General features: G+C 32.9%; 21 protein-coding genes, 1 tRNA gene and 2 pseudogenes. 4 read left to right on the forward strand and 20 right to left on the reverse strand.

All coding sequences use genetic code 11. The features are described 5' to 3' along the window. From OA93_RS18430 to OA93_RS18480, 12 genes and pseudogenes are all read right to left on the reverse strand, one after another. Positions 1-512 (reverse strand): annotated as a pseudogene (locus OA93_RS18430) (hypothetical protein); the annotation flags it as partial. A gap of 625 nt (positions 513-1137) precedes the next feature. After that, entirely contained in the window at positions 1138-2784 is a 1647-nt protein-coding gene (locus OA93_RS18435) for a hypothetical protein (protein ID WP_039115192.1), read from the reverse strand. Between the two features lie 98 nt (positions 2785-2882). Beyond that, positions 2883-5462: a hypothetical protein gene (locus OA93_RS18440; RefSeq protein WP_039115193.1), complete on the reverse strand. Its 2580-nt coding sequence runs from the start codon at positions 5460-5462 to the stop codon at positions 2883-2885. 834 nt (positions 5463-6296) lie between these two features. Then, a complete protein-coding gene (locus tag OA93_RS18445) occupies positions 6297-7520 on the reverse strand; it encodes a sterol desaturase family protein (protein ID WP_039115195.1) in 1224 nt (407 codons plus the stop codon). A gap of 142 nt (positions 7521-7662) precedes the next feature. Next, on the reverse strand, positions 7663-8949 hold the full coding sequence (locus OA93_RS18450; RefSeq protein ID WP_240474765.1) for a Glu/Leu/Phe/Val dehydrogenase: 1287 nt from the start codon (positions 8947-8949) through the stop codon (positions 7663-7665). Positions 8950-9596: 647 nt separating this feature from the next. Then, the gene (locus tag OA93_RS18455; RefSeq protein WP_039115197.1) at positions 9597-10190 is read right to left on the reverse strand and encodes a 2OG-Fe(II) oxygenase family protein; all 594 of its coding nucleotides are present in this window, start codon (positions 10188-10190) and stop codon (positions 9597-9599) included. A gap of 160 nt (positions 10191-10350) precedes the next feature. Continuing rightward, positions 10351-11814 carry an AAA family ATPase gene (locus OA93_RS18460; RefSeq protein WP_039115199.1) on the reverse strand — a complete coding sequence of 488 codons (1464 nt, stop codon included), beginning with the start codon at positions 11812-11814 and terminating at the stop codon, positions 10351-10353. A 151-nt stretch (positions 11815-11965) separates the two neighbouring features. Continuing rightward, positions 11966-13084, reverse strand: a complete 1119-nt coding sequence (locus OA93_RS18465; protein WP_039115200.1) for a VWA domain-containing protein — start codon at positions 13082-13084, stop codon at positions 11966-11968. A 107-nt stretch (positions 13085-13191) separates the two neighbouring features. Beyond that, the gene (locus OA93_RS18470) at positions 13192-13572 is read right to left on the reverse strand and encodes a YchJ family metal-binding protein (protein WP_039115201.1); all 381 of its coding nucleotides are present in this window, start codon (positions 13570-13572) and stop codon (positions 13192-13194) included. Between the two features lie 18 nt (positions 13573-13590). After that, positions 13591-13812, reverse strand: a complete 222-nt coding sequence (locus tag OA93_RS18475; RefSeq protein ID WP_035628634.1) for a hypothetical protein — start codon at positions 13810-13812, stop codon at positions 13591-13593. Between the two features lie 5 nt (positions 13813-13817). Then, positions 13818-13970: a hypothetical protein gene (locus OA93_RS25140; RefSeq protein WP_165572120.1), complete on the reverse strand. Its 153-nt coding sequence runs from the start codon at positions 13968-13970 to the stop codon at positions 13818-13820. Beyond that, positions 13970-14515: a hypothetical protein gene (locus tag OA93_RS18480; protein WP_039115204.1), complete on the reverse strand. Its 546-nt coding sequence runs from the start codon at positions 14513-14515 to the stop codon at positions 13970-13972. Before OA93_RS18480 ends, OA93_RS25140 begins: the two co-directional genes overlap by 1 nt. Positions 14516-14603: 88 nt before the next feature. Between OA93_RS18480 and OA93_RS18485 the strand changes: the two genes are divergently transcribed. The 4 genes and pseudogenes from OA93_RS18485 to OA93_RS18500 all read left to right on the forward strand — a co-directional run. Next, the gene (locus OA93_RS18485) at positions 14604-14855 is read left to right on the forward strand and encodes a hypothetical protein (RefSeq protein ID WP_039115206.1); all 252 of its coding nucleotides are present in this window, start codon (positions 14604-14606) and stop codon (positions 14853-14855) included. 213 nt (positions 14856-15068) lie between these two features. After that, the gene (locus OA93_RS18490; protein WP_039115207.1) at positions 15069-15509 is read left to right on the forward strand and encodes a KTSC domain-containing protein; all 441 of its coding nucleotides are present in this window, start codon (positions 15069-15071) and stop codon (positions 15507-15509) included. A gap of 252 nt (positions 15510-15761) precedes the next feature. Beyond that, positions 15762-16523 carry a DUF4369 domain-containing protein gene (locus tag OA93_RS18495; RefSeq protein WP_035628626.1) on the forward strand — a complete coding sequence of 254 codons (762 nt, stop codon included), beginning with the start codon at positions 15762-15764 and terminating at the stop codon, positions 16521-16523. Between the two features lie 18 nt (positions 16524-16541). Further along, positions 16542-16928: pseudogene (locus tag OA93_RS18500) on the forward strand (TlpA disulfide reductase family protein); the annotation flags it as partial. Between the two features lie 495 nt (positions 16929-17423). Here the strand turns inward: OA93_RS18500 and OA93_RS18505 are convergent. The 8 genes from OA93_RS18505 to OA93_RS18540 form a co-directional block, all read right to left on the reverse strand. Then, positions 17424-17504 (reverse strand) — tRNA-Tyr (locus tag OA93_RS18505). Between the two features lie 283 nt (positions 17505-17787). Further along, positions 17788-18474: an MBL fold metallo-hydrolase gene (locus tag OA93_RS18510; RefSeq protein ID WP_052259517.1), complete on the reverse strand. Its 687-nt coding sequence runs from the start codon at positions 18472-18474 to the stop codon at positions 17788-17790. After that, positions 18474-19214, reverse strand: a complete 741-nt coding sequence (locus OA93_RS18515) for a 4'-phosphopantetheinyl transferase family protein (protein WP_052259518.1) — start codon at positions 19212-19214, stop codon at positions 18474-18476. Before OA93_RS18515 ends, OA93_RS18510 begins: the two co-directional genes overlap by 1 nt. Next, positions 19204-20175, reverse strand: a complete 972-nt coding sequence (locus tag OA93_RS18520) for an acyltransferase domain-containing protein (protein WP_039115210.1) — start codon at positions 20173-20175, stop codon at positions 19204-19206. The genes OA93_RS18515 and OA93_RS18520 overlap by 11 nt, the downstream gene beginning before the upstream one ends. A gap of 88 nt (positions 20176-20263) precedes the next feature. Beyond that, a complete protein-coding gene (locus OA93_RS18525) occupies positions 20264-21010 on the reverse strand; it encodes a polyketide synthase (RefSeq protein ID WP_039115212.1) in 747 nt (248 codons plus the stop codon). Further along, positions 20998-21786: an enoyl-CoA hydratase/isomerase gene (locus OA93_RS18530; protein ID WP_039115213.1), complete on the reverse strand. Its 789-nt coding sequence runs from the start codon at positions 21784-21786 to the stop codon at positions 20998-21000. Before OA93_RS18530 ends, OA93_RS18525 begins: the two co-directional genes overlap by 13 nt. Then, positions 21777-23024 (reverse strand): hydroxymethylglutaryl-CoA synthase family protein, encoded by a 1248-nt coding sequence (locus OA93_RS18535; RefSeq protein ID WP_039115214.1) that lies wholly within the window; start codon positions 23022-23024, stop codon positions 21777-21779. Before OA93_RS18535 ends, OA93_RS18530 begins: the two co-directional genes overlap by 10 nt. Before the next feature lie 23 nt (positions 23025-23047). Then, positions 23048-24307, reverse strand: a complete 1260-nt coding sequence (locus tag OA93_RS18540) for a beta-ketoacyl synthase N-terminal-like domain-containing protein (protein ID WP_039115216.1) — start codon at positions 24305-24307, stop codon at positions 23048-23050. Between the last annotated feature and the right edge of the window lie 14 nt (positions 24308-24321).

Genomic DNA, 24321 nt, shown 5'->3' on the forward strand with positions numbered 1-24321 from the left:
TCTACTCCAGGAACTCCAGGACCTCCAGCTAAACCAGCTGCACCATCAACTCCATCTTTTCCACTTACTTTAACCCACTTACCATCGGCATCTTTAATATATACATAACCAGTAGCAGTATCTATCCAAGCAATAGCATCCGCGGGAACAGTAACTCCTACATCTCCAGGAACACCTTGACCTCCAGCTAAACCAGCGATCCCGCCAGTAACTTCACTTGAAATAGCAAGTCTTTGCCAACTATTATCAGATACAGACCAATAGTAATAACCTGGCTTAACGTCTGATACAGTCGCCATATTAAAAACCAGTAAACTTTCTTTGTTACCTTTTGCAATTGTAGTAATATCCGTTGAGCCTGTTAATGTAACTCTTGGGATTAACATACCTTTGTCCGTAGCATATACTTCCAGCTGAGCTGAAGCATCTGGATTTAGTTTTCCTATTCCTACCTGTGAGTAGGCTGAATAACTACCTAAGACAAAAAGTAAAGGGAGTAATCTATTCTTCATATTATTTAATCTTTAATGGGTTATTAAAATTATTTACTTCATCGAAATTGATTCTACTGCAAAAAACCTCATCATAACTTGATATTAAGTCAATTAATAAAGAATTGAAAGTATAGGATCTTGTTGCACGAAAAGACAAATCACATTCTGACATCATAGATTTTCTACTATTTTAATTGCTTTATAGAATTAATTTCTACACATTATCAACATCAATGTTCTTCATAATTAAACACTTAGTTTCAAAGCACAAAGTTCCCTGTAAACAAAACTTATTTATACCCTTAAAAGTTTTTATACTTACAATTTAAGGCATACTTACAAAATCTTTAAAACATAGAAATAAGACACTTACACCATTTGAAATATCAATATCTATCTATTACTCTAACCCATTATTCATAGCACAAATCAGCTTTTTAATTATTTAAACAAGAAAAAAGAACTATGAAATAATATCTTCAAGAAAAAGACAACAAATTTTTCTTTTATAAATACTTTTTTAATAATATATCGACACCGTTCATTTAAAATTCCATAAAACATCCTAAGGTTTATTCATAAACAGGAAAGGGCAGTTCATTTCTGAACTGCCCTTTCCTCTATAATAAAACCCAATTTAAAGTTATGGTTTATAATTTATTCCATTTGTAGTAGCTCTGCTTACTGCCCATGCCATAATGTTACCCCATAATGCAGAGTTTGCTCCTCCGTTTCCACTAAGTTTTGGTGTAGTTCCATCAAGTAAATTTCGGTTTAACCAACCTCCATCACCTACAAAGAACAAACTAGTTCCTGTAGCCCTAAACACTCTTGAACCTCCCGCATTGGTATTATAATCAACAATTGCTCCAGCTGGGAAACCTTTCATAGCATTACCACCACCACCATCATCTTCCCAGCCTAAGCCAGTTAAATCTCCAAAAGGGCCTTTGATGATTTGATCATTAACAGCGTTAAACTGTTCTACTCTTACTTGAGTTACATTTGAATTTGTAAGAATGTTGCTTGGATACCCCATCATTGTTGCAACATTCAATGCAACTTGAGTATTACCTGATTCAGTAAAATAAAGTACTACTCCTCCCGCATCAAGATACCCCTTAAGCAAAGTTGCTTCAGCTGTATTCATATTATACGGATAATGCACTACGATAATATCTGGTTTACTCGCAACGGTACTTGCCATGTTACCACTATTAGAAACAGTAAATCCTTGTGCTTTTACTATACTAGTAGTAGAAGTACCAAAATTTGCAGCGGCTTTTATAAGAGCCAGTGCCTCTCCTGAATTAGCACCATAACCACCTCCATTAAAATCGACTAATCTTAAATTAGGAGAAGCTACAGTATAATTCATGGTAACAGAATTTGGGGTTAAGGTACCATTTGAAGTTATAGTAACTGGAAATGTTCCTCCAGCAAGCGGCGTGCCTCTACCTGTTAATGTAATTGTCATTGGGTTTTGAGTAAAGGTCCCTGAAGACGGTCCAAATGTCATTCCATTAACTGTAACAGCTGGAATACTATAAGTAGAACCAAATGCACTAGTATTTCCACTAAGTGAAATAGTAATTGAATTTGTTGAAGAATTCAATGGTGAATTCACAATTCCAATACCATTAGCACTTACTCCATTAAGAGCAAACATAGGAGCAATAGCCGAAGGTGCTACCAATATATCTTTTGTACAAGTAGACTCTACATCATTCATGGTAATATAAATCTTATCAGGATTTGATGCAGTTCTTTCCGCTTTAGGAGATCCCATTCCTCCAATAATAAGCTCTACTGGTCCAGTACTCGAGAACGTACCCGAAGCATTGTAATAATATCCATTATCAGGTTTTGCAGCTACAGAGATAATATATGATCCCTTTTTTTCTACATTTAATTTTAAGGTAAGAGTTGTATTAGACACACTCTGTCCTTCTTTAAAATCTCCTGCAATAACAACATCGCTATCACAGTTAAGAATCTTAATCATTGCTTTTGGCGTACCACAATTACCTACCCAGTCTTCACCAGTATAGCTCTCTATACAATTAGTCTCTAGATTAAAAATTGTCAATCCAACTGCTGGATTTGATATCCCATCTCTTTGCTCTGTAGTTAAACGAGGTAGCAAAAATCCTTGATTGGAAGATTTTAATTCCAAAACCGCAGATGCATCTGCTTTTTGGGTTCCTATTCCTATGGGATCTGCATTTTGCGCAAAAACCTGCGCAAAAGACAAGATTGTTATTAATAATACTAAAATATTTTTTTTCATTGTTCTTAATTTTTAACGTTATTTTTCTAGCCATAGCCAATAAGCCTTGGCCAATTGAATGACCAGGCTTACGAACTATAAGTAAATAATAATTTAAATTACATGGTGTACGTAATTACGTACCAGTTTACTCCATTTGATTGTAACGTAACTTTCATACTTCCTGCAGTTGCTCCTCCAAATAAACTTCCTGCCATATAAGTATATCTAGCTTTACTTGAATAACGTATTTCATAATTAAAATTAACTACTATAGGAGTATCATCAGCTTTTACCATATCAAACTGGTTGATCACCAATATTCTACCTTTACTTAAAGCTGGATCTGGAAGTGAAATTGTAATATCTTTAGTTAAGTTTTCTGCTATAACTGTATAATCATCTACTGTTACTACATAATCATCACTAATTACTTGTATTCCCAAAATGTTATTAGGCGCTACTTTTCCGCTTACAGCAATCCATTCTCCCGCAGCATCTTTTACATAGATAACTCCATCTGTTGTATTAATCCAAGTTGTAGTACCTTCTGGAATTATAACACCTGTATCGCCAGGCGCCCCAGGACCTCCAGCTAAACCAGGAGCTCCATCAACTCCATCTTTACCACTAATTCTAACCCAGTTTGGAGATTTATCCACCCATTCTTTATCACGACCTGCAACTGTTTTATCAGTCCCGACATAAGCATAAATATCGCCATTTGGTGATTTTACAATCGCATCAAGCGTAGTGATTGACCCTGGAGTACCTGGTTCACCATCTGCACCAGGAATTCCGCTCTCACCATTTAGTCCATTAATTTTTGCCCAGTTTGGAGATTTTGCTGCCCATTCGGCATCTCTTTCTGCAACAGTTTGACTTGTTCCTATATAGGCATAAATGTCACCATTTGGAGATTTTACAATTGCATCAAGTGTTGTGATTGAACCTGCTTTACCTGGCTCCCCTGTTGCACCTGCAATTCCTTCTTTACCATTTAAACCATTGATCTTAATCCAGTTTGGAGATTTTTCTGCCCATTCTGCATCTCTTTCTGCAACAGTTTGACTTGTTCCTACATAAGCATAAATATCACCATTTGGAGATTTTACAATTGCATCAAGCGTAGTAATTGAACCCGCTTTACCTGGCTCCCCTGTTGCACCTGCAATTCCATCTTCTCCATTCAATCCATTTATTTTAACCCAGTTTTGAGATTTATCAACCCATTCTTTATCACGACCTGCAACTGTTTTATCAGCCCCAACATACGCATAAATATCACCACTTGGTGTTTTTACAATTGCATCAAGTGTAGTGATTGAACCTGGCGTACCTGGCTCTCCGTCAGTACCTGGAATTCCAGCTTCTCCATTTAATCCATTTATTTTAACCCAGTTTGGAGATTTATCAACCCATTCTTTATCACGACCCGTAACTGTTTTATCAGCCCCTACATATGCATAAATATCACCACTTGGTGTTTTTACAATTGCATCAAGTGTAGTGATTGAACCCGGCGTACCTGGCTCTCCGTCAGTACCTGGAATTCCAGCTTCACCATTTAAGCCATTTATTTTAACCCAATTTGGAGATTTTGCTGCCCATTCAGCATCCCGACCCGCAATTGTTCCATCAGATCCTACGTAAGCATAAATATTTCCACTAGAATCTTTTACAATAGCATCAAGTGTAGTAATTGTACCCGCTTTACCCGGTTCACCATCTATACCTTTAATTCCATCTATACCTCTTTCACCAGTTAATGGAATCCATTTGGTAGCATCCTTAGGGTCTCTTACATATACAATACCTGTAGATTGATCAATATACATTTGGATTGTTCCATCTATTCCAGCTGTACCTTCTGCTCCTGGTACTCCATTACCTCCAGATAAACCATTTTTACCGTCAAGTCCATTCTTACCATTAATTGAAGTCCAACTTGCAGGGTCAGTTGGATCTGCTCCAGGTGTCAATACATAAATAGTACCTGTAGTATTATCAATAACAATTGTTGATCCAGATGGTATTGATACACCATCAGTTCCTGGTTTACCATTAACTCCATCAATTCCGTTCTTAACACTTAATGGAATCCAATTATCTTTGTTTTTTGGATCTCTTATATATATAATACCAGTAGACTGGTCAATATACATTTGAATTGTTCCATCTAAACCTGCTTCTCCTGGTAAGCCAATGCCTCCAGCAATTCCATTTTTACCGTCAAGTCCATTTTTACCATTAAGAGTTGTCCAAGTTCCATCTACATTTTGCACATAAACAATACCTGACACTTGATCTGTATAAATACTTACATCTGCACCAGGATACCCAGCTTCTCCTCTATTACCTGGAACACCATTACCTCCAACAACACCACCACTACCTCCAGTGGCTTCACTTGAAATAGTAATTCTATTCCACTTACCTTCATACCAGTAATAGTAACCTGGCTTAATATCAGAAACAGTTGCAGTATTAAAAACTAATAAACTTTCTACGTTACCATTTTTAATTGTAGTAGCATCCGTTGAGCTTGTTAATGTAACTCTTGGAATTAGGATACCTCTATCGCTAGCAAAAACTTCTAGTTGCGATGAAGTACTTGGTGTTAGTGTCCCTATACCTACTTGTGAGTAAGCGGAATAACAACCTAAAACAAAAAGCAAAGGGAGTAATCTATTCTTCATATGATTTATTATTTAATTGAATTATTATGTGTTTTTAATTTATTGTAGAAATAAAAAAATCTTAAATCACATCACAGTAAGATTTAATTAAATCTATCTCTCTTCATTTATTTCTTCAAACACAGTTAGTTTGAAGCTACAAAGGTCTCCCATAAGCTTATCTGTTTTTACCAATAAAAGTTTTTAAACTTATAGAATAGGACAATACTCGTTTATAAGAAAAGTTTTAAATAATAATCTATAGAGCGATTATAAAAACACCTATTAATATGTTTTTTTAGCAGAAGTTTAAATAAGTAAAAGAGTAGCCGAAAGAAATAAAAACCAAAAGACATTAAAATGGTAAAAAAAGATTAAATGAATCTTTTCAGATAAAGAAAAATAGAATACAATATCCTCCTAAAAATAGAAATGAGGAAACCAAAATTTCCTCATTTTCTAACTAATAACAAAGCCCAAAATAAAATTGAATTCAAAAAAATTGTTTACCCTACAATTTAAAATACAAATCTACTCACAAACAATAGTTACAATAACCACTAAAAGTTTTTTAATCCATAGATTCGGACATTATTTAAAAAACATCAAAAAAGTAAAGAATCTAAAGTATTAAAGCTTGAAGCATTAAAAGGAAAAAATAAATAATAATTTATAATGAAGTTTTTGAAGAAAAATATTAATTCTCAAAACAATATAAAAAAAGCCACAGTTTATTTAAATCAAAGAAAGATATAACCAGATTGTTATCAAGTAAATCTCTCTAATCAGCAAAAGTCTGTGGCAAAAAAAAATCTTTCAAAAAGAAGTGCTTTTAAAATCTCATTTCTTTATAATTCATTCTGATGTTTCTAACTGAAGTACGACATTTTGGTATTTTTCTCCCAAAGAAAAAACCTGTTCTGCTAAAAACATTATAATAACAGGGATAATAAAAAATTCAACTTCGTTTACGATATATAAAGAATAAGTTGTACAAATAAAAATGCGAAAATATTCTAGATAATAAATCCATTTGCGTTGTTCTAATAAAGCACCACAATTAATAAGCGTAATAATAATAAAAGATAAAACAAATATTTTATCGGATGCATCCAAAGAATCAAAATAATAGGTAAAAATTGTTAGCAAAAAGGTACTTACTCCCAATTGTAAATAAAGATAATTCTTGAACTTAAGCCGATGACTAGGATTGTCTTTGTCTTGCAAAAATCGTTTCTCTAAAATTGGACGAATATCTTGATCCATATCAGCAGGACTTCCAAATATAGCATTCCAACCGTCTTTAAATCCTTTAGACCGTTTCCATAATTCATAAATCTCAAAATAATAATGAAAATGCTGCCAAAGAAAACTATAGCTTTTTAATGGATGAGTCAGTCCGTATTTTGGTTTTTCTTCCTCTTCTTGGAAAGTCCCAAAAATGCGATCCCAAAACGTAAACATATCTCCATAATTTTTATCTAAGTATTTCTCATCTGAAGCATGGTGTATTCCATGAACAGATGGGGTAACAAAAACATATTCTAACCATTTTATTCTTCCTATAACCTGAGTATGCGTAAAGAAAGAATAAGCTCCATGTACAATAAGCATCGTAATAACCATTGTAGGATGAAAACCTATAAACGGTAAAACACACCAAAATCCAGTGCGAATAATTGCCTGAAAAGTAGTTATTCTTGCTGCTGCTGTAAAATTGAATTCACTGCTATGGTGGTGTACAATATGAGCAGCCCAGAAAAAATTTACTTCATGCCCTAATCTATGATACCAATACCAAACAAAATCTGTAGCGAGAATCAATCCTAGCCAAACTAAAAAATTACTCGGTATCTCAAAAAGCCTATAATTATTATAAATCCAATAATACAATTGATAAAAACTAGCAGCAATAAAGAGGTTGATTAGCCGCTCGGCAATACCAATACTTATATTCGAAACAGAGCTTTCATAGTTAAATAATTCGGGCCTGTTACTTCGCTGAGCAAGTCGAAACTCGATATATACAAAAAGAAAAAAAGCTGGCATGGCAAACGCCAAAAAATTAATGTGTTCCATTTTTTAAATAGTATGTTCGTATTTAGGGAAAGAGGTCTTGTAAATTATTGAAAGTTTTAAGAAAAAGACATTTCCATTGATTATATGAAACCAATGGAAATAATCTTAATCTAGTTGAAAGTCAAATTAGTATCTAATAAATTTAATTCTGTTTGAATTTTTTCTCAATCAATTTAATCTCTTTTACAGCCTGAATATCTGCGACTTTACGCAAAGCAATTATATAAGCTGCAATACGTGGTGTTACTTTATATTTTCTTGAAGTAGCAAAAACTGTTTCGAAACTTTTCTCCAGTATATCTTCCAAGCGTTTATTAATCTGACTGATTCTCCAGGACTCTAAAAGACAATTCTGAAGCCACTCAAAATAGGATACCGTAACTCCTCCCGCGTTTGCTAAAATGTCTGGCACAACCAAAACATTATTTTCATGCAAGATTTTATCTGCATCTGAAGAAACTGGTCCGTTTGCTCCTTCAACAATTATTTTTGCCCGAACATCCCCAGCATTTACAGCAGTAATTACATCTTCTTTGGCAGCAGGAATAAGTACATCTACATCTAGTAATAATAAATCTTCATGTTTTATAGCAACTGCATTTGGATATCCGTTAACGCTTTTGTTATTTAGATTATAATACAAAATAAGCTCAGGGATATTAATTCCTTCTGGATTATAAAAAGCTTCAGAAACATCACTAACAGCAACAATTTTCAGTCCTTTTTCGAATAAAAACAAAGCCGAATGAAGTCCTACATTTCCAAACCCCTGAATGGCAGCTGTAGATCTTGCAGGTCTTAATTTTAATTTTTGAAGCGCCAGAATACTAATAATACTTACCCCTCTACCAGTAGCTTCTACTCTACCTAAGGAACCTCCCGAATGCAAATGTTTACCAGTTACAACAGCATGAATGGTTTTACCATGAACTAATGAAAACTCATCCATTAGCCACCCCATCTCATCTGGACCAGTTCCCATATCTGGAGCCGGAACATCTTTATCTGGACCAAAAATATCTGATAAAGCATTAGTATATTCTCGTGTTATTTTTTCTAATTCGGATTTAGAATGCAATCTTGGGTCACAGATAATACCGCCTTTGGCTCCACCAAATGGGATTCCTGTGACAGCTGATTTCCATGTCATCCACGCTGCAAGTGCTTTAACCTCGTCTAGATTAACAGCAGTATCATAACGAATACCTCCTTTAGATGGTCCTAAAGCAGTATTGTGTATTACGCGATAACCTTCAAAATTTTGTTCTGAACCATTATCGAGTGTAATGGAGAAATTAACTACTATTTGTTTCTCTGGTCTTTGCAATTTTTCTCTAACCGATTCATTCAGTTGAAGAATGTCGGCTGCTATATTAAAACGATCAATCATCGATTGAAAAGGGTTCTGTTTTACGATTTGTGAACTCATAATTTTATGGGGTGTTAAATTATATTTTTTATTAAATAAAGTATAGTAATTGAAAATGAACTGCATAAAAAAACCCTTTTGTAGATGTTACAAAAGAGCTCAAAATATTATTTTATAAATAACAGCAACTTCTGCAACAGGGAAGGATTTTCATCTGGCAGCATTGCATCATAATGTTCGTATTTATAGAATATAAGCTCATAATTTATTTTTATTTTACCATTAAGAAATTAAGCTCATTAAGTTTTAAATATTTAATCTCGTACTTTTTTTAGCATATAATTTCAAAAAAAAAACAGATGACACAGATTCAAACGAATTTAATTTTTAGCTTAAAAAAACAAGAGCAATACTTAATGAAACTTAATTTCTTAATGGTTTAAAATTTTCTTTTTAAAAATCTTAAGTAAAAAGCCTTTTAAAAGTATTTAAAAAAGGCTTTTTCTTTACTAACTAACCAAACCATAGAATGCTTGTTCATACAATAAATCATACATATAACACATTATCGTGTTACAGTCATAAGGAATTGTATTTTGGCTTTTATTTCTCATTTCTTTTACAAATCTATAAATATATTTCTAATATTCTATAGAATTAGTAGAGTTATTTTTATAAAAATTTAAAACATACTGGTAAACAAGCAATTAATCACTCTTTAACCAGCCCGTAATACTCATTCTTGTGTTTTGGGTAACTAATACTTCATGAACTAATTCATCACTTTTAAAAAAGACAGTTTTCCCTTGAGTAGGACTAATTTTCTGATTGTTATTTAACTGATGAATAAGTAGTTCTCCTCCATCACTTTCTTTCCAATCAGCATTTAAATAACTAATCATTGAGTATTTCCTACTCGGATTATTCTTAAATTGATCTAAGTGTTTTAAATAAAAATCTCCCGTTTCATATAAAGAATAATGAAACTCATAACCAGTTATACCAGCATAGCAACTAATGTTTAAATAAGCTATAAAAGCTTCAATCTGAATAAAAAATTCATTTTCGAATGCATTATTATGCTTTTTATCAAGCCAGTAAATCGAATCACTACGAATAGCTCCATCATAAGTTACTTTCTCCGAATTTCCTATTCCCGCATCCTGCAGTAAACTTTTAGCATTTAAATCAATAAGATTTTGTTTTAAATTATTTGCTAATTCCGTACTCAAAAACTGTTCAGATATTCCTACTTTATTTTCAATATAAGTAGCAATCAAAGCCTCAAAGCTATTCTCCATTTGTGTATTTGCTGGAATACAAATGCAACCAACGGGACAAGGTAGACTAATTAAAATATGCAGCACTATAATTGAAGATAAATATCAAAAGCTAAATCTTTTAAATATAAAACAGCACAAAAAAAGGGAGCGACAATTATCTCTCCCTTATTTTAAATCTTTACAGTTTACTGATATAACTACCATACATGTCCTTGAATTCATATCCTTCGGAAAAACGATCTTTGCTTAATTTTTTATATTCTACCAAACCCCATAATATGAACTCTTTCATAAAATAACGATCTTCAACTGGCAATTCAGACTGATATTTTTTAAGTAAAATATCCAATGGAGGAATCCCATCAAGAATTTTCTTGTATTCGGCATCCGAACAATCATCTAACAATTCAAAACCACTTTCTGTAAAAAACCATTCAATTGTATCGGTATATGGTGTTTTCTCATTTGGTTTTTCAAGTTTTTCAATCTTTGGGAAATATATAGGGAAAAACGTTCGAATAGCATCACCTATTAAGCGTTGTGCAACAATTGCCGCTCCCTCCTGCTCTCCTTCATAAACCAATTCGACTTTTCCTGTAATAGCTGGAATAATCCCCATAAAGTCAGATAAACGCAAAACTGTTTTATCAATGCCTGCACGCAAAGCACGACGCTCAGCAGTACTCAATAAGTTCTCATAAGCCGTAATACTCATTCTGGCACTCACACCACTTTTATTATCTACAAACTCACTTTCGCGAGCTTCAAAACTTATTTGCTCCAATAAGTCCTTGGCCAAACTAGGAATATAAACCGATTCATTCTGGCTTGCATCTAATTTAGCTTCCTGTTCTGTAATCGTTCTGGCAATAGCAACGGTTTCTGGATAATGTGTCAGGATTTGTGAACCAATTCTATCTTTTAATGGCGTAACTATACTTCCTCGATTCGTGTAATCCTCAGGATTTGCAGTAAATACAAATTGCATATCTAGAGGCATTCTTAACTTAAATCCTCTTATCTGAATATCTCCTTCTTGTAAAATATTAAACAAAGCTACTTGAATCCTAGCTTGCAAATCGGGTAATTCATTAATTACAAAAATACAACGATTGGCACGCGGAATCATTCCGAAATGAATCACACGGTCATCGGCATAAGAAAGCTTTAAATTGGCAGCTTTTATTGGATCCACATCCCCTATTAAATCGGCAACGGTTACATCTGGCGTAGCAAGTTTTTCGAAGAAACGATTATTTCTATGCAGCCATTCTATGGGTGTTTCATCTCCTTTTTCGGCAATTATATCTTTTGCAAAGCGAGAAATTGGCTTGAATGGATCATCATTAATTTCTGACCCAGCCACAAATGGAATGTATTCATCTAATAATTCGACCATCTTACGAGCCAATCTTGTTTTGGCCTGACCACGAAGTCCTAACAAATTAATATTATGGCGTGATAAAATAGCACGTTCTAACTCCGGAATAACAGTATTCTCAAAACCATGAACACCCTCAAAAACAGGTTTACCTGATTTTATCTTTTCACGAAGATTATTTCGCAATTCATCTTTAATGCTTTTACTTTTATATCCAGAGGCTTTTAATTGGCCTAATGTGTTTATATTATTTATTTCCATTTTTATTGAAATATCAATTTGTTGTTTATTTTATATTTGAACTATTAAACGCAGCTGTGCATCTATGAAACTTTATCTAAAGTTAGACGCACTGCTGTGCGTCTCTACGGCAAATCTTTGTCGCTTTATTGCACCGAACCTTTGAGACTCTTTACCGAACCCTCTTTTTTCTATTCGCTTCATAATCTTCAAAAATCATTTCGCCAAGACCCTTTAATCCCGTATAGAATGCTTTTCCCTGATTAGCTTCGGTAAAATGGTTGACAAAACGTTGCAAATAAGGATCACTTGCAATCATAAATGTAGTAATAGGAATATGCAACTTTCTAGCTTGTTGTGCCTGATTGTAACATTTGTCTACAATATATTCGTCTAAACCATTACTGTTCATATAATAAGATCCATCGCGCTCACGAACGCAACTTGGCTTACCATCAGTAATCATAAAAATTTGTTTGTTTGTATTTCTTTTTCGGCGTAATAAATCCATCGCCAGTTGCAAACCAGCAACTGTATTGGTATGATATGGTCCAACTTTTAAGTACGGTAAATCCTTGATAGCAATTGTCCAGGCATCGTTTCCGAAAACCAGAATATCAAGTGTATCTTTAGGATAACGAGTAGTAATTAATTCGGCGAGTGCCATGGCAACTTTTTTGGCTGGAGTAATACGATCTTCGCCATACAAAATCATACTATGACTAATATCAATCATTAAGACTGTACTCATTTGCGATTTGTATTGTGTTTCCTCCACAACCAAATCGTTTTCAGTAAGCATAAAACTCTCCACTCCATTATTGATTTGAGCATTACGCAAACTTTCTGTGAGTGAAATTCGTTCTAACCCATCGCCAAAATGAAACTCACGGAATTCCCCCGTATGTTCATCTCCATTTCCGGCATATTTAGTTTTGTGGTTTCCGTTTCCAGAACGTTTTAAATTTCCGAATATCTGATCAAGTGCTTGTTGCCTTATCGCACGCTCAGTTTTGGCAGTAATTCCAATTCCTGAAGAACCATCTTCTTTTATTTCGTCTTTTATATAACCTTTCTTTTTTAGATCTTCTATAAAATCGTCGATGGTATAATTCTCATCTGTAAGTTTGTATTCTTTATCCAACTCACGAAGCCAATCTATAGCTTCATCAAAATCACCCGAAGTATGGGTAATTAGCTCTTTGAAAATACCAAAAAGTTTTTCAAACGGAGACTGATTTGGCGCTTCATACGTTTTAAAATAAAACCCTTTTTTATGTTCCTCTTTCATAATTCTAAAATTACATCATTTTAGAATGTAGCTAAAACAAACAGATATTAATTTTTAGTTAAAAGATTTAATCAAAAATTAACTGATAATCAGTTAAAAACTACTAATTATTCAAATTTTCCTTCAAGATAATACCAAACCCCATTTTCTAGTTTAAAAGTAGAAAACTCATAATGTATTTGAGGTTGTTTCTTTTCATCCAAGAAGTAAGCCTTAAATGCAACTGTAGTTTCTGTAAAACTTATAATTTCCAATTGCTGCCATTCATTGGCTATAGCCCAATTCAAGATATCCTCTTTCGAATAATATTTCCTTTCGGAAGAATGGGTCGTAGCCAATAAATAATCGGCATCTTTAATAACATAAGCCGAAAAACGAGAACGCATTAAAGCTAATGCAGTTGGCGCATTTTGATTATTCTTGAGATATAAACCACAACAATTATCAAAATATAAACGTGTATCGCAATAACATTTGGAATTTTCCATAAAGACAAAAATCTAAAATTATTCGGCAGTATTTATCTTTTGATGTAACTGGTTTAATAAAACCTGATATTTACTAATCTCGATTAAATCTTCATCCTCTTCCGAAAAATCGAGCAAATCATCCAAAATATCACTTACTTCTGCCAATTTATTGTTCGCAGATTTATTTTGTTTAGCAGCAATTAAATCTATTATTTCCTGAACACTTTCTTTTAAACCACTGAATTTATCGTTTTCCATATATTTTATTTATCAGATGAAGATTTATCCTCATTAAACTTCTTTACAATTTGTTTTAATTTCTCCTTACGCGCAATTTCAGCTTGTTTTACTTTGTCTTGTGCCTTGTGCAACTTATCGTTGTGTTTCTTAATATTTCTTTCGTTATTCCTTCCCATTATTCTATTTCTCTTTTAATTTCTTCTAAAGTTTTCTCTGTAAAAATAAGTTCATTTATAATTGCTTTACGCAAAATATCGATATCTTCATAATCAAAATATTTTGCCCATGAAGTTAGTTGTTGCAAGTTTCTAATTTGTTTAATCCTTTTTGTTGTTTCAAAACTGGTTCTAAGTATAGCTTTATTATCATATTCTGGATTATTCTTGTGTTGATAATTAACCGTGTTTCTAGAATAATCAGCTTCAATATAATATATTTTATCAATGGCATTATCAGGATAAAAAGAACTCCAAGCCGCAAAACCCAGTTTAAATTTAGATTCTGTTTCAGGTTCCATAGCAACCAAACGCCATTTGCTATTAGCCAATCTTCCCCAATGGTTAGAGAAACGATACATTCCTAAATCGGAATAATAATACCTACTTCCTGCTTTACTTTCAAATTGAATTTTCAAACCTTCAACTTCTTTCGAAGTTACTTCCTGAAAAACACAAAATGTATTTTTGAACGAATTAGGATTTGGTCTAAAGTTTTTTTGCATGTGCAAATATACTTAGATTGTCACGAACTCCCTAAACCAAACAATATATTGATTAACTTTGCAGCTTCAATTTTTAAATAAAAATATCATGACAAAGGCTTCTCAAGAAAAAATGTTACAAAAAGGGGTTTATACTGGGATAATGGAGAAGGATGAAAACAACAACTATTTTTGTGGTGAATACCTTTTAGATTACAAGATAGCACATGCTAATCACGTAGTTGGAGATTGGATTACAATAAAATCTATAATCGAAAACCCAAGTGATATTAGCTATAACAAGTATCCTAAAAAATCAAAAAACTTTGACAAGGCAAATAATAAGCCTGAACAAAAATAAAACAATCATTTTTTAATCTTTTGCTTTTTCAGTACATAGTATTAAGAATCAGCAAACTTATTCTATTTAAAAATCAAGCTTTTACATATTTTTTGAATATTTTTTACTACGAAAGTAAAAAGTTAAAAAAAAGTGTACCTTTGCAAAAAATTTGTCTTTTTTGAATTAAACAAATATTAATTTCAATCTAATAGACAAGTAGTTATCTTATTTATGAAAAAAATAGTTGAATACCGCAAGTTACTAAACGTAGACAAAACTGCAGAATTAAAAGATTTAAAAACCATTTACCGTAATGCTATGAAAGAATGTCATCCTGACAAATTTCAAGGTAACGACGCTGGTTTGAAAGAAGCAGAAGAAAAAAGTAAATTAGTTATTGAAGCTTACCACTTTTTGGTAAGTATCAATCCTGAGACAATTAAACTAAACTTGCCAGAATATACAGAAACAATCGCTACTTCATCTATTACAGATTACAAATTTGTAGAAGGTAGATTAATTATTGATTTCTCAAATGGTAGCGTTTACGAATACATCAGCGTACCAAAAGCTACTTATGTAAAAATGGTAAATGCAGATTCTCCTGGAAGATTTGCAAAAAGACATATTCTTAACTCTTTTACTTGGAGAAAGAAAACAAATCAAGACTAAAATTATAGTCTCTGTAAAAAAGCATCCACCATTGGCGGATGCTTTTTTTTTGCTGCAAAAACACCTAAAATATTATTTTTTATTTTAAAATTAAATCAAAAGAGTCACACATCCTTACAAAAAACACCCTAAACCAACTGACTACAAGGTTTTTATCTTACAAAAAACTATAACAAAATTTTAGGTTACAAAATTATTTATCTTTTATAATTTTAAATACTTTTGTTCCACAAATCAATTAACTAATTAATAATGAAAAAAATATTTTTTTTACTTACTGCTTCTATAGCAATAATTTCATGCAACAAAGTTAAAGACGGTGAATACCTTATTACTGGAACTGCAACAGGAATTGAAAACGGGAAAACTATAATCCTACAAACTCAAGATCAAACTACAGGAGCTCTTATTGCTCTAGACACTGCAAAAGTTGAAAATGGAAAATTTGAAATTAAAGGTAAAGTTACTGAACCTGCATTTCATACATTACAATTACAAGGAGCTCAAGGACCAATTCCTTTTATCCTAGAAACAGGAGAAATTAAAGTTGTTGTGGATAAAGATAGTATCCATAAATCTAAAATTTCTGGAACATACAACAATGATGAGTATGTGAAATTTAATGATGAACTTATGAAAGTTCAGAAGAAATTAGTTGATTTCCAGAAAAAAAACACACAAACTATGAATACTGCTCAACAAGCTAAAGATACAGCAGTAATCAATGGTTTAATGAAAGAATTCATGAAAATCCAAGGTGATGTTCAAACTGAGACTAAAGCAAAATATACTACATATGCTGAATCTCACCCAAAATCTTTCATCAGCGCTTTAATTATCAAAGGAATGTTGAATGATCCATCTACTGATGTAAAAAAAGCAGAAGCTCTTTATACTAGTTTAGATGAATCAGTAAAAAACACTAAACCTGGTAAAGAAGTAAAAGAAAAAATCGGTCAAATGAAAATGCCTGCTGTTGGTGCTACTGCTCCTCCAGTTGGTAGCGCAAACTGAAGGTCAGATTTTTCTGCTCCTAATCCAGAAGGAAAAATGGTATCGCTTAAAGAAAGTTTAGGCAAAGTAACTATCGTTGATTTCTGGGCTTCATGGTGCGGACCTTGTAGAAAAGAGAATCCAAATGTTGTAGCTATCTATAAAGAGTTACATTCAAAAGGTCTTAACATAGTTGGTGTTTCTTTAGACAAAGAAGCTAAAGCTTGGAAAGAAGCTATTGCAAAAGATAACTTAACCTGGACACAAGTTTCTAACTTGAAATTTTGGGAAGAGCCAATCGCAGCTCAATACGGTGTTCAATCAATTCCTGCAACATTTATACTAGATGCAACAGGAAAAGTAGTTGCACAAGATTTAAGAGGCGATGAACTTAGAGCAAAAATATTAGAGCTTTTAGCCAAATAACATCAATTTTAGAATAAAACAAAAAAATCTCCCTAGTGGAGATTTTTTTGTTTTTATACATTACCGATTTATCATCACTAATTCATAACTTAAAATTAAAACAAACGAATAAACATTCGAAACAATATAAATCAACCTTCATAACATTCTAACACCAAACACATCAATAAAGTCGCCATATTAGATTCTAAGCCTATCTACAATAAAACAACGCCTTTCCAGTCCACATAACTCTTATACGGAACATTTCCATAATCATTTTGGTTTTCCGCTTTAAAACTCATAAAAAACACATCTAGAAAGACTCCATGAATCAATATTAGATCTACAGAGTACTAGTCGTCGTAAATTAATCCCTTCTAATCTGTTTTTATAAATATCAAAACTGTTTTTAAACAAAAAACCCTGCAAATCTTTAGATTTGCAGGGTTTTAACATTTTCAGGATTAAAAAAAAGCTTGACTAAGTTGCCTTTTCACTTCTTTTCCCTTTTCGTGGGGAGAGCAGGATTCGAACCTGCGAAGTTTACACAGCAGATTTACAGTCTGCCCTCGTTGGCCGCTTGAGTATCTCCCCGAAGCTTGTATTAATACGCTTTGTTGTTCTAAGCGGTTGCAAATATAGGAACGTTTTTGATGTATACAAACTAAAATTGTACTTAATTTTAAGATATTTTTTAAATCATTGGTATTGAATAAAATAAAAATCATTAATTAGAAAGAATTTTCCGTCTTACTTAAAATATTGATATTTTTTGACTAAAAGCTAAGTAGTTTTACTCAAAATTAACAGTCTTTAAATATAGGAAGATAGGTTAAGATACATTTTTTATAACCTCTGTCAACTTTAAATTGTAGTATTATAAAGAGGAACTATCCGTTTTTTTGCCAAAAGGCCACTTAAATACTGTAGGTTGATATTTTCGAGTTCGAAAACCTACAAAAGATTTTTTTGAGTTAAATTGAAAATAAATATTATAGAGCATTAAATAAGACATATCTTTTCCTGGTGCTGTGCCATATGAATGACCAGGCCAAAACAGTGAATAAACAGGTAAGTAACTTTTCAAGAATTGAACGGAATCATACAAATTTCCAGCTCCTTCTTTGGAACAAACTCCAACACCCTCGATAAAAACGGTATCTCCAGAAAACACATGCTTATCTATTAAATAACAAACACTACCTGAAGTATGCCCTGGGGTAAAAATCGGAGTTATTTCTATTGTACCAATTTTAAAGCTCTGTAAGTGAGAAACCAATTGTAATTTAGAGTATGTTAATCGAAAATTAATTGCATCTATATCCGAAATCCATATAGAAACATTATTTTTTTTCGAGAATTCTTCTGCCAGGTCTATATGATCTAGATGCCCATGTGTAATCAACACTCCCTTTAATAAGATTCCATTTTCTTCTATGTAAGAATTGATAAGCTCATAATTCCAAGCCGGATCAATCAAAATACCTTCATATTGATTATGAATTAGGTAACATTGATTATTAAAAACACCATTAGTAACCTCAAAAAGTTGCACATAAATCATTAAGACAGTGAGTTTAGACAGGTTAGATCTTTTGTAAAATCAGTTAAATTTATATTTGTATTTCTGGGGCAAATAATAGAAATAATATAAGATTTTAAAACTATAGAAAATGATTTGTACTGCGTAAAATTTTTAAAGTTTCCCGTGTATATTCCATCTTTATAATTAAGAGAATCTAATTCTAAATATTTAAAATCAATCATCATCCCTGTCTTTAAAATTTTAGAAAGGCCTTCCTTTACTGTCCAAAGCAGCGTATAGGCAGTAGCCTTATCATTAAGTTCTGAATTTACTAAAATTATTTCTTCTTTGGTAAACATACTAACCATCAAATCGACTTTATCGGGATTAATTCTCTCTATATCTATACCAATAGGATGAGCTTCTGGATAAGCCATAGAAATTCCAATAGCATCACAGTGGGTAATAGAAACCTGAAAGCCAGAGTAAGGTAAATACTCTATAACAGGAAATTGAAAAACTCCAAAACCTACTTTAAAAGAATTCATTGCTATCTTGGCTGGAATAATTTTGCTTAAAGCACTTTTTGCGCTTATACGTCCTAACAAATAACTAGATTTTCGTTTATCGAATTTTAAAGAATTTAGATAGGTTATCTCATCTAAATGCAAATCTTTTAAATATCCATACAAATCTGCTAATTCTTGCTTTATAATAGTATATCCAGCTGAATGTACTGAATTTTCTCTTACGAGTTTTATAGTGCCTTCAAATAGCATAATTGGAGGGATTAGAAATTAAACCATTTAATTTTTCTAGTTGTCTGAGCTCATTCCCAAAAGGAGATAAAATTAGCTGTATGTATGACTCTGATGTTTTTGGTATTGAATATTTAGTAAAAGTAGCACTAGTACCAGAAGGCCCTAAATCAATATATATACATGGACCGAGTTGTTCTAAAAAATCAATTCCTTTTATATGACTAGAATATGAACTTACAACTTGATTATAATACTCTGTATCTACGCTTGTTAAGAAATCCGATGTTAGGCTAGACACATAAGGCACTTTAGGTTTAGCCAATTCAATACCTTGTTGCATATAAAACGAAAAATCTTTTAAACCTTCATAAATAAGGGGAGAATGAAAAGGAATGGTGACTGGAATCCGTGCATGCATTATCTCTTCTTTCTTTAAGATTTTTTGATATTGATCTAAATTAATTGCTGTACCTGAGACAGTATAACTTCCCTGAAAATTATCGCTGGCAAGACACAAATCATACTGCTCATATATTTTGGATTTATGGTGCGCCTCAGCATTTATAACCGTAAGCATACCTCCTTCAAGGTTGCTTCTCGTTAAAGATTTGGACTGTTCTACAGCCGCTTTTATAGCTGTAGGTGCAGACCAAACACCAGCTGCAACACCGGCAGCGAACTCCCCAAGACTTTGTCCAAAAACATAATCTGGCAAAATGTTATAAGATTTCATTACCTCTATCATAGCAATCTCTATTGCCACAATAGCCGGATGAGTGATTAATAGCTCATCAAAATCTGTATCATCATTACCATATAATTCATTCACAAGGGATCTATGCAGGTATTTCTGAAAAATTAAATCACTTTCTTCAATACTTGATCTAAAAACGGCATTGTTCGTAAATAGACCTTTACCCATATTACGATACTGACTGCCTTGACCAGAAAATAAAAAGACGACTTTATACTTTTTCATACTTGTGTAAGATTACTACATTTTTTTTAAATTACTAAATATATCCCATATGAGTTTGACCTGTTTTTATGTAATATCTTTTAGTTATTTACCTCCCGAACAAGGCTTTTATATTTTCTTTGACTTGTGATTGTTGAAAAGTTATTTCGTGCATTTCTAATTCCTGATCAAATACTTCTTTTAAACTTGCCTTGATTTTTGATGTTAAATGCTTTTTTAATATCACTAATGAAAGTCTTGGTTTCTCGGCTAACTTCTTTGCTAATACTATTGCCTCTGTAATAACTTCTTTTTTTGGAACTACTTGTAAGGATACACCACGTTCTTGTAATTCTCCTCCTCTATAACTTTCGGCTGTAAAAAGCATTTCGCATCCTAAAGAGGAGCCAAACCGTAAGGGCACCATATATGTCGCTCCCATTCCTGGAGTAAATCCGTATTTCATGAAGTTAGCTGTATATATGTTTTCTTTTCCTAAAATTTGAAAATCTGCATAACATCCAAACACTAGTCCTCCTCCTATAGCATGTCCTTGCATGGCAGCAATTACAGGTATTTCACAATCTATTGGTGCTGTAAAAAAATCTAATTCGGTAAATTTTAACTCTCCATCATATATTTGTTGTAATTCATCCTGAGTTCCTCCGCAAGAAAAATAGCTATCATACCCTGTTAGGATTACTACTTTATATTCTTTCTTTTGGTTTACGATAGCAAAAGCATCTTTTAATCCTTTTATTAGCTCTTTAGAAAATGTATTTCTTGACTCTTTATCTTGCATCGTAATTTGTACGATATCTTTGGTAATTTCTGTAATACTTACTACTTCTCCCATGGATACTCTCCTTTCTCTACAAAGTTTTTTATATTATTTTGTACAACTTCTGATTCTATTAGTGATTGTAATTTATTAACTGCTACTATTTTGGTTTCATCCTTAATTATCCAAAGTTTTGCTGTATAGGATTTAATTTCCTGAATTGTATTAGTTTCTAATCGACTAAGTCGTAATAAATTTTTCCTTACCTGATTACTAATTTCGTCTGTTACTTCATCTACTAAACCTATTTCATAAGCTCGCTCTGCCGTTATTCCATGTGTAATTAATGTCAACCATTTGGCTTTCTGCGGCCCAACTCTTTGTATTAAAAAAGGCATTACACAAGCGGGTAACAATCCGAATAGAGCTTCGGATAATCCAAAAGTTGCCTGATTACCTGCAATTACTATATCACTAGCTGCCACTAATCCTAACCCTCCTGCATTTACTTTCCCTTCTACTTTTGCTATTACAACCTTATCAATTTCGCTAATTGTCTGCAATAAATTATAATATTGATCAGGTTGTTGACTCATTAAAGCTTCATCCTTCTGATGTACTACAGCTTCAAAATCCATTCCTGTACAGAATTGATTTTCGTTTCCTGATAATATAATGATTTTTACTTTGGCGTTTTGCTTTGTATTTTCTAAAACCTCCAAAAGTTCATTCACCATTACTGCATTAATACTATTATTCTGTTTGGGTCTGTTGAGTTGAATATGGATAACTTCTCGTTGTTGACTTACTAAAATAGTATTGTATATTTTATCGACTTGTATCATACCCATTCGTAAATTCTGTGATAATTTTTAATTTCAGAAAAGATTAGTTTCTTTTTTCCTTTTACTTTACTAAATGGTTTTGGAAATAATGAGGTGTCTATTTTGAAATCTCTGGTTCCAAATTTGATTTCTGAATTGACTCCAAAAGTATTTTCATATTCTTCCATTGATAATACCACCCGTTCATCTAAATGTCCCTCTATAGCCAAGGATGAAATTAAAGCTTGGCTTTCGGGATGTATTATTCCACTAAAAAATTCTGAACAACATCCTGATCCATACGAAAAGATACCCACTCTTTTTGGGGTTTCGAAGTTTCCTTTTTCAATCATACTTACTAATGCTAAATAGGTAGTGGCTCCCATAATATTTCCAACTCTCTGACAATATTCTAAAGATGGAGCTACACGTTCTTGAAAATCTCTTTCAATTTGATCTGGTTTCGCCTTCTTAAATTTTCGCATATTGGTTCGGTGTGCTCCTTTTACCATTCCTCCAAAAGGGGTATGGAAAACTAAATATTGAAAACTATCCTGATAATCTGCATCTTCGACTCTCTTTTGATATTCTTTAAAGCTGTTTTCACAACAATCCAGATATGATAATAACGATAAATCGGAGTCACCTGCTTCTTTATCGGGAACAGGTCTACAGGTATCCATAACTTCATAACCATAATAACCGCTAGCACCTTTGTCTATTTCAAATATCTTGGGTTTATCACTAATTAACATTGCTACAGCTCCTGATCCTGATGAAGGTTCTACAAAAGACATTTCCATAGCTGCTCCTTCTACTGTACTCATCCTCATGATATCTGTAGCTATTACTAAAACTTTTCTGCCGGGAGCTGTACCTGAAAGAATAAAATTAACAGCCATCTGTAATCCTGCTGTTCCTGAATAACATGCGTTCTTGAGTTCAAACAATCTGCAATTTCTACTAAGTTTTAAATAATCATGCATGTACGTACTCATCGACTTTCCAAAATCAATTCCTGATTCTGAACAGCTGATTAGCATATCTATACTTTCTATTTCTTCTTCTGTCAATGCATCCAATATGGGTTTTGCTGCATTTACTCCGTTAGAAATAGGGTCTTCATAAGGCATTGGTACTGTTTTTTCTTTCATTAACAAATTTTCAAATCGATCTATATTTAATTGTCTATGCTTTGCTAATTCAACTACGTTTATGGCTGCTGATCCACAATATATATTTATAGCTTCTATTCCTGCTCTCATATTTTTTTTTGATTCTATATTGATTACGCTTCTAAAATGATTGCTGTATTAATACCTCCAAAACCAAAGCTATTGCTCAATGTGTATTGTATCGAATGGAGGTCTCTATAACTTTGTATCCAGTCCATAGGGTAATCTATTGGTGTTTTTAAATTAAGGCTTTCATGCACAAAATTCCCATTCATTTGTATCAAACTCGCAATGGCTTCGACTGTTCCTGCTGCTGTAATGCCATGACCTATTAATGATTTTGTACTATTTATAGGTTTGTTTTTGAGCTGTAAATTAATCAAAGCTTCAACCTCTGTATGATCTCCTAATTTTGCTCCTGTCCCATGTGCATTGATATAATCAATTTGTTCTGGTAAAATCCCCGCTTTTTGCATCGCTTTGGCTATCGCTCTTTGCTCTCCATCTACTGAAGGATTTGGATTCCTATTGGCATCCAATGTAACTCCATATCCAGATATAGTTCCGAACACTTTTGCCTTTCTTTGTTGTGCATATTCTTTTGATTCTAATATAATTGCTCCTGCATTTTGTCCATATATAAATCCTCCATGATCTATATCAAAGGGTTTGTATAGCGGAACTTCGTCTATCGCTGATGCTATTGGTTGCATAGCTCCCAAAGCAGAAAGTCCTTGATATTCGAATACCGATAAATCCATCATAGGAGCAATTACCATAACGACATCATATTCATTATTTTCTATAAGTCTGCAGGCTTGAATGATTCCCATATTTCCGCTCGCGCTGGCTGCACCAATAGTAAATCCTTCTCCTGTAATCTCGAATAATTCTGAAGCAACACCTATCATATCACTATCCAAAAAATTGAATCCGTAGGAGGGTTTCATGAATTGCATTTTACTTTTGTATGTATCTCTAATCTCCTGACAATACTGTTGTTGTGTATTACTACCTGCCACAACTATAGCAATTTTGCTTTTATCAATCGTTAAAGGAAGCTTGGCATTATGCCAAGCTTCCAGAGCACAAAATATTCCATAAGCAGTGCTTGATGAAATATCTCGTAAACGATTTATTTTTAGTTTCCAATGTTCCTCAAACTCACTGTCTGCTATGCTTTTTTTGAGATCAAAATTTTCTACTTTTCCATATATGTAGTTAAAAGTTCTGTCTTCAACAGTATACTCTTTTATAGCAAAATTCGATTTCCCTTTTTTTAAAGCCTCTGTAAAGGCAGGGATTCCTATTGCTATAGGCGTTATTACTCCCATTCCCGTTACACAAGCTTTATATATTTGATCCGGATTCATATAAACGTTGGTGT

The sequence above is a fragment of the Flavobacterium sp. KMS genome, assembly GCF_000813005.1.
GTDB lineage: Bacteria > Bacteroidota > Bacteroidia > Flavobacteriales > Flavobacteriaceae > Flavobacterium.

What these genes read in the sequence shown, in the direction of transcription:
- OA93_RS18435 (WP_039115192.1), bottom strand. Translation starts at nt 2,784, where the DNA reads ATGAAAAAAAATATTTTAGTATTATTAATAACAATCTTGTCTTTTGCG.
- OA93_RS18440 (WP_039115193.1), bottom strand. Translation starts at nt 5,462, where the DNA reads ATGAAGAATAGATTACTCCCTTTGCTTTTTGTTTTAGGTTGTTATTCC.
- OA93_RS18445 (WP_039115195.1), bottom strand. Translation starts at nt 7,520, where the DNA reads ATGGAACACATTAATTTTTTGGCGTTTGCCATGCCAGCTTTTTTTCTT.
- OA93_RS18450 (WP_240474765.1), bottom strand. Translation starts at nt 8,949, where the DNA reads ATGAGTTCACAAATCGTAAAACAGAACCCTTTTCAATCGATGATTGAT.
- OA93_RS18455 (WP_039115197.1), bottom strand. Translation starts at nt 10,190, where the DNA reads ATGGAGAATAGCTTTGAGGCTTTGATTGCTACTTATATTGAAAATAAA.
- OA93_RS18460 (WP_039115199.1), bottom strand. Translation starts at nt 11,814, where the DNA reads ATGGAAATAAATAATATAAACACATTAGGCCAATTAAAAGCCTCTGGA.
- OA93_RS18465 (WP_039115200.1), bottom strand. Translation starts at nt 13,084, where the DNA reads ATGAAAGAGGAACATAAAAAAGGGTTTTATTTTAAAACGTATGAAGCG.
- OA93_RS18470 (WP_039115201.1), bottom strand. Translation starts at nt 13,572, where the DNA reads ATGGAAAATTCCAAATGTTATTGCGATACACGTTTATATTTTGATAAT.
- OA93_RS18475 (WP_035628634.1), bottom strand. Translation starts at nt 13,812, where the DNA reads ATGGAAAACGATAAATTCAGTGGTTTAAAAGAAAGTGTTCAGGAAATA.
- OA93_RS25140 (WP_165572120.1), bottom strand. Translation starts at nt 13,970, where the DNA reads ATGGGAAGGAATAACGAAAGAAATATTAAGAAACACAACGATAAGTTG.
- OA93_RS18480 (WP_039115204.1), bottom strand. Translation starts at nt 14,515, where the DNA reads ATGCAAAAAAACTTTAGACCAAATCCTAATTCGTTCAAAAATACATTT.
- OA93_RS18485 (WP_039115206.1), top strand. Translation starts at nt 14,604, where the DNA reads ATGACAAAGGCTTCTCAAGAAAAAATGTTACAAAAAGGGGTTTATACT.
- OA93_RS18490 (WP_039115207.1), top strand. Translation starts at nt 15,069, where the DNA reads ATGAAAAAAATAGTTGAATACCGCAAGTTACTAAACGTAGACAAAACT.
- OA93_RS18495 (WP_035628626.1), top strand. Translation starts at nt 15,762, where the DNA reads ATGAAAAAAATATTTTTTTTACTTACTGCTTCTATAGCAATAATTTCA.
- OA93_RS18510 (WP_052259517.1), bottom strand. Translation starts at nt 18,474, where the DNA reads ATGATTTATGTGCAACTTTTTGAGGTTACTAATGGTGTTTTTAATAAT.
- OA93_RS18515 (WP_052259518.1), bottom strand. Translation starts at nt 19,214, where the DNA reads ATGCTATTTGAAGGCACTATAAAACTCGTAAGAGAAAATTCAGTACAT.
- OA93_RS18520 (WP_039115210.1), bottom strand. Translation starts at nt 20,175, where the DNA reads ATGAAAAAGTATAAAGTCGTCTTTTTATTTTCTGGTCAAGGCAGTCAG.
- OA93_RS18525 (WP_039115212.1), bottom strand. Translation starts at nt 21,010, where the DNA reads ATGGGAGAAGTAGTAAGTATTACAGAAATTACCAAAGATATCGTACAA.
- OA93_RS18530 (WP_039115213.1), bottom strand. Translation starts at nt 21,786, where the DNA reads ATGGGTATGATACAAGTCGATAAAATATACAATACTATTTTAGTAAGT.
- OA93_RS18535 (WP_039115214.1), bottom strand. Translation starts at nt 23,024, where the DNA reads ATGAGAGCAGGAATAGAAGCTATAAATATATATTGTGGATCAGCAGCC.
- OA93_RS18540 (WP_039115216.1), bottom strand. Translation starts at nt 24,307, where the DNA reads ATGAATCCGGATCAAATATATAAAGCTTGTGTAACGGGAATGGGAGTA.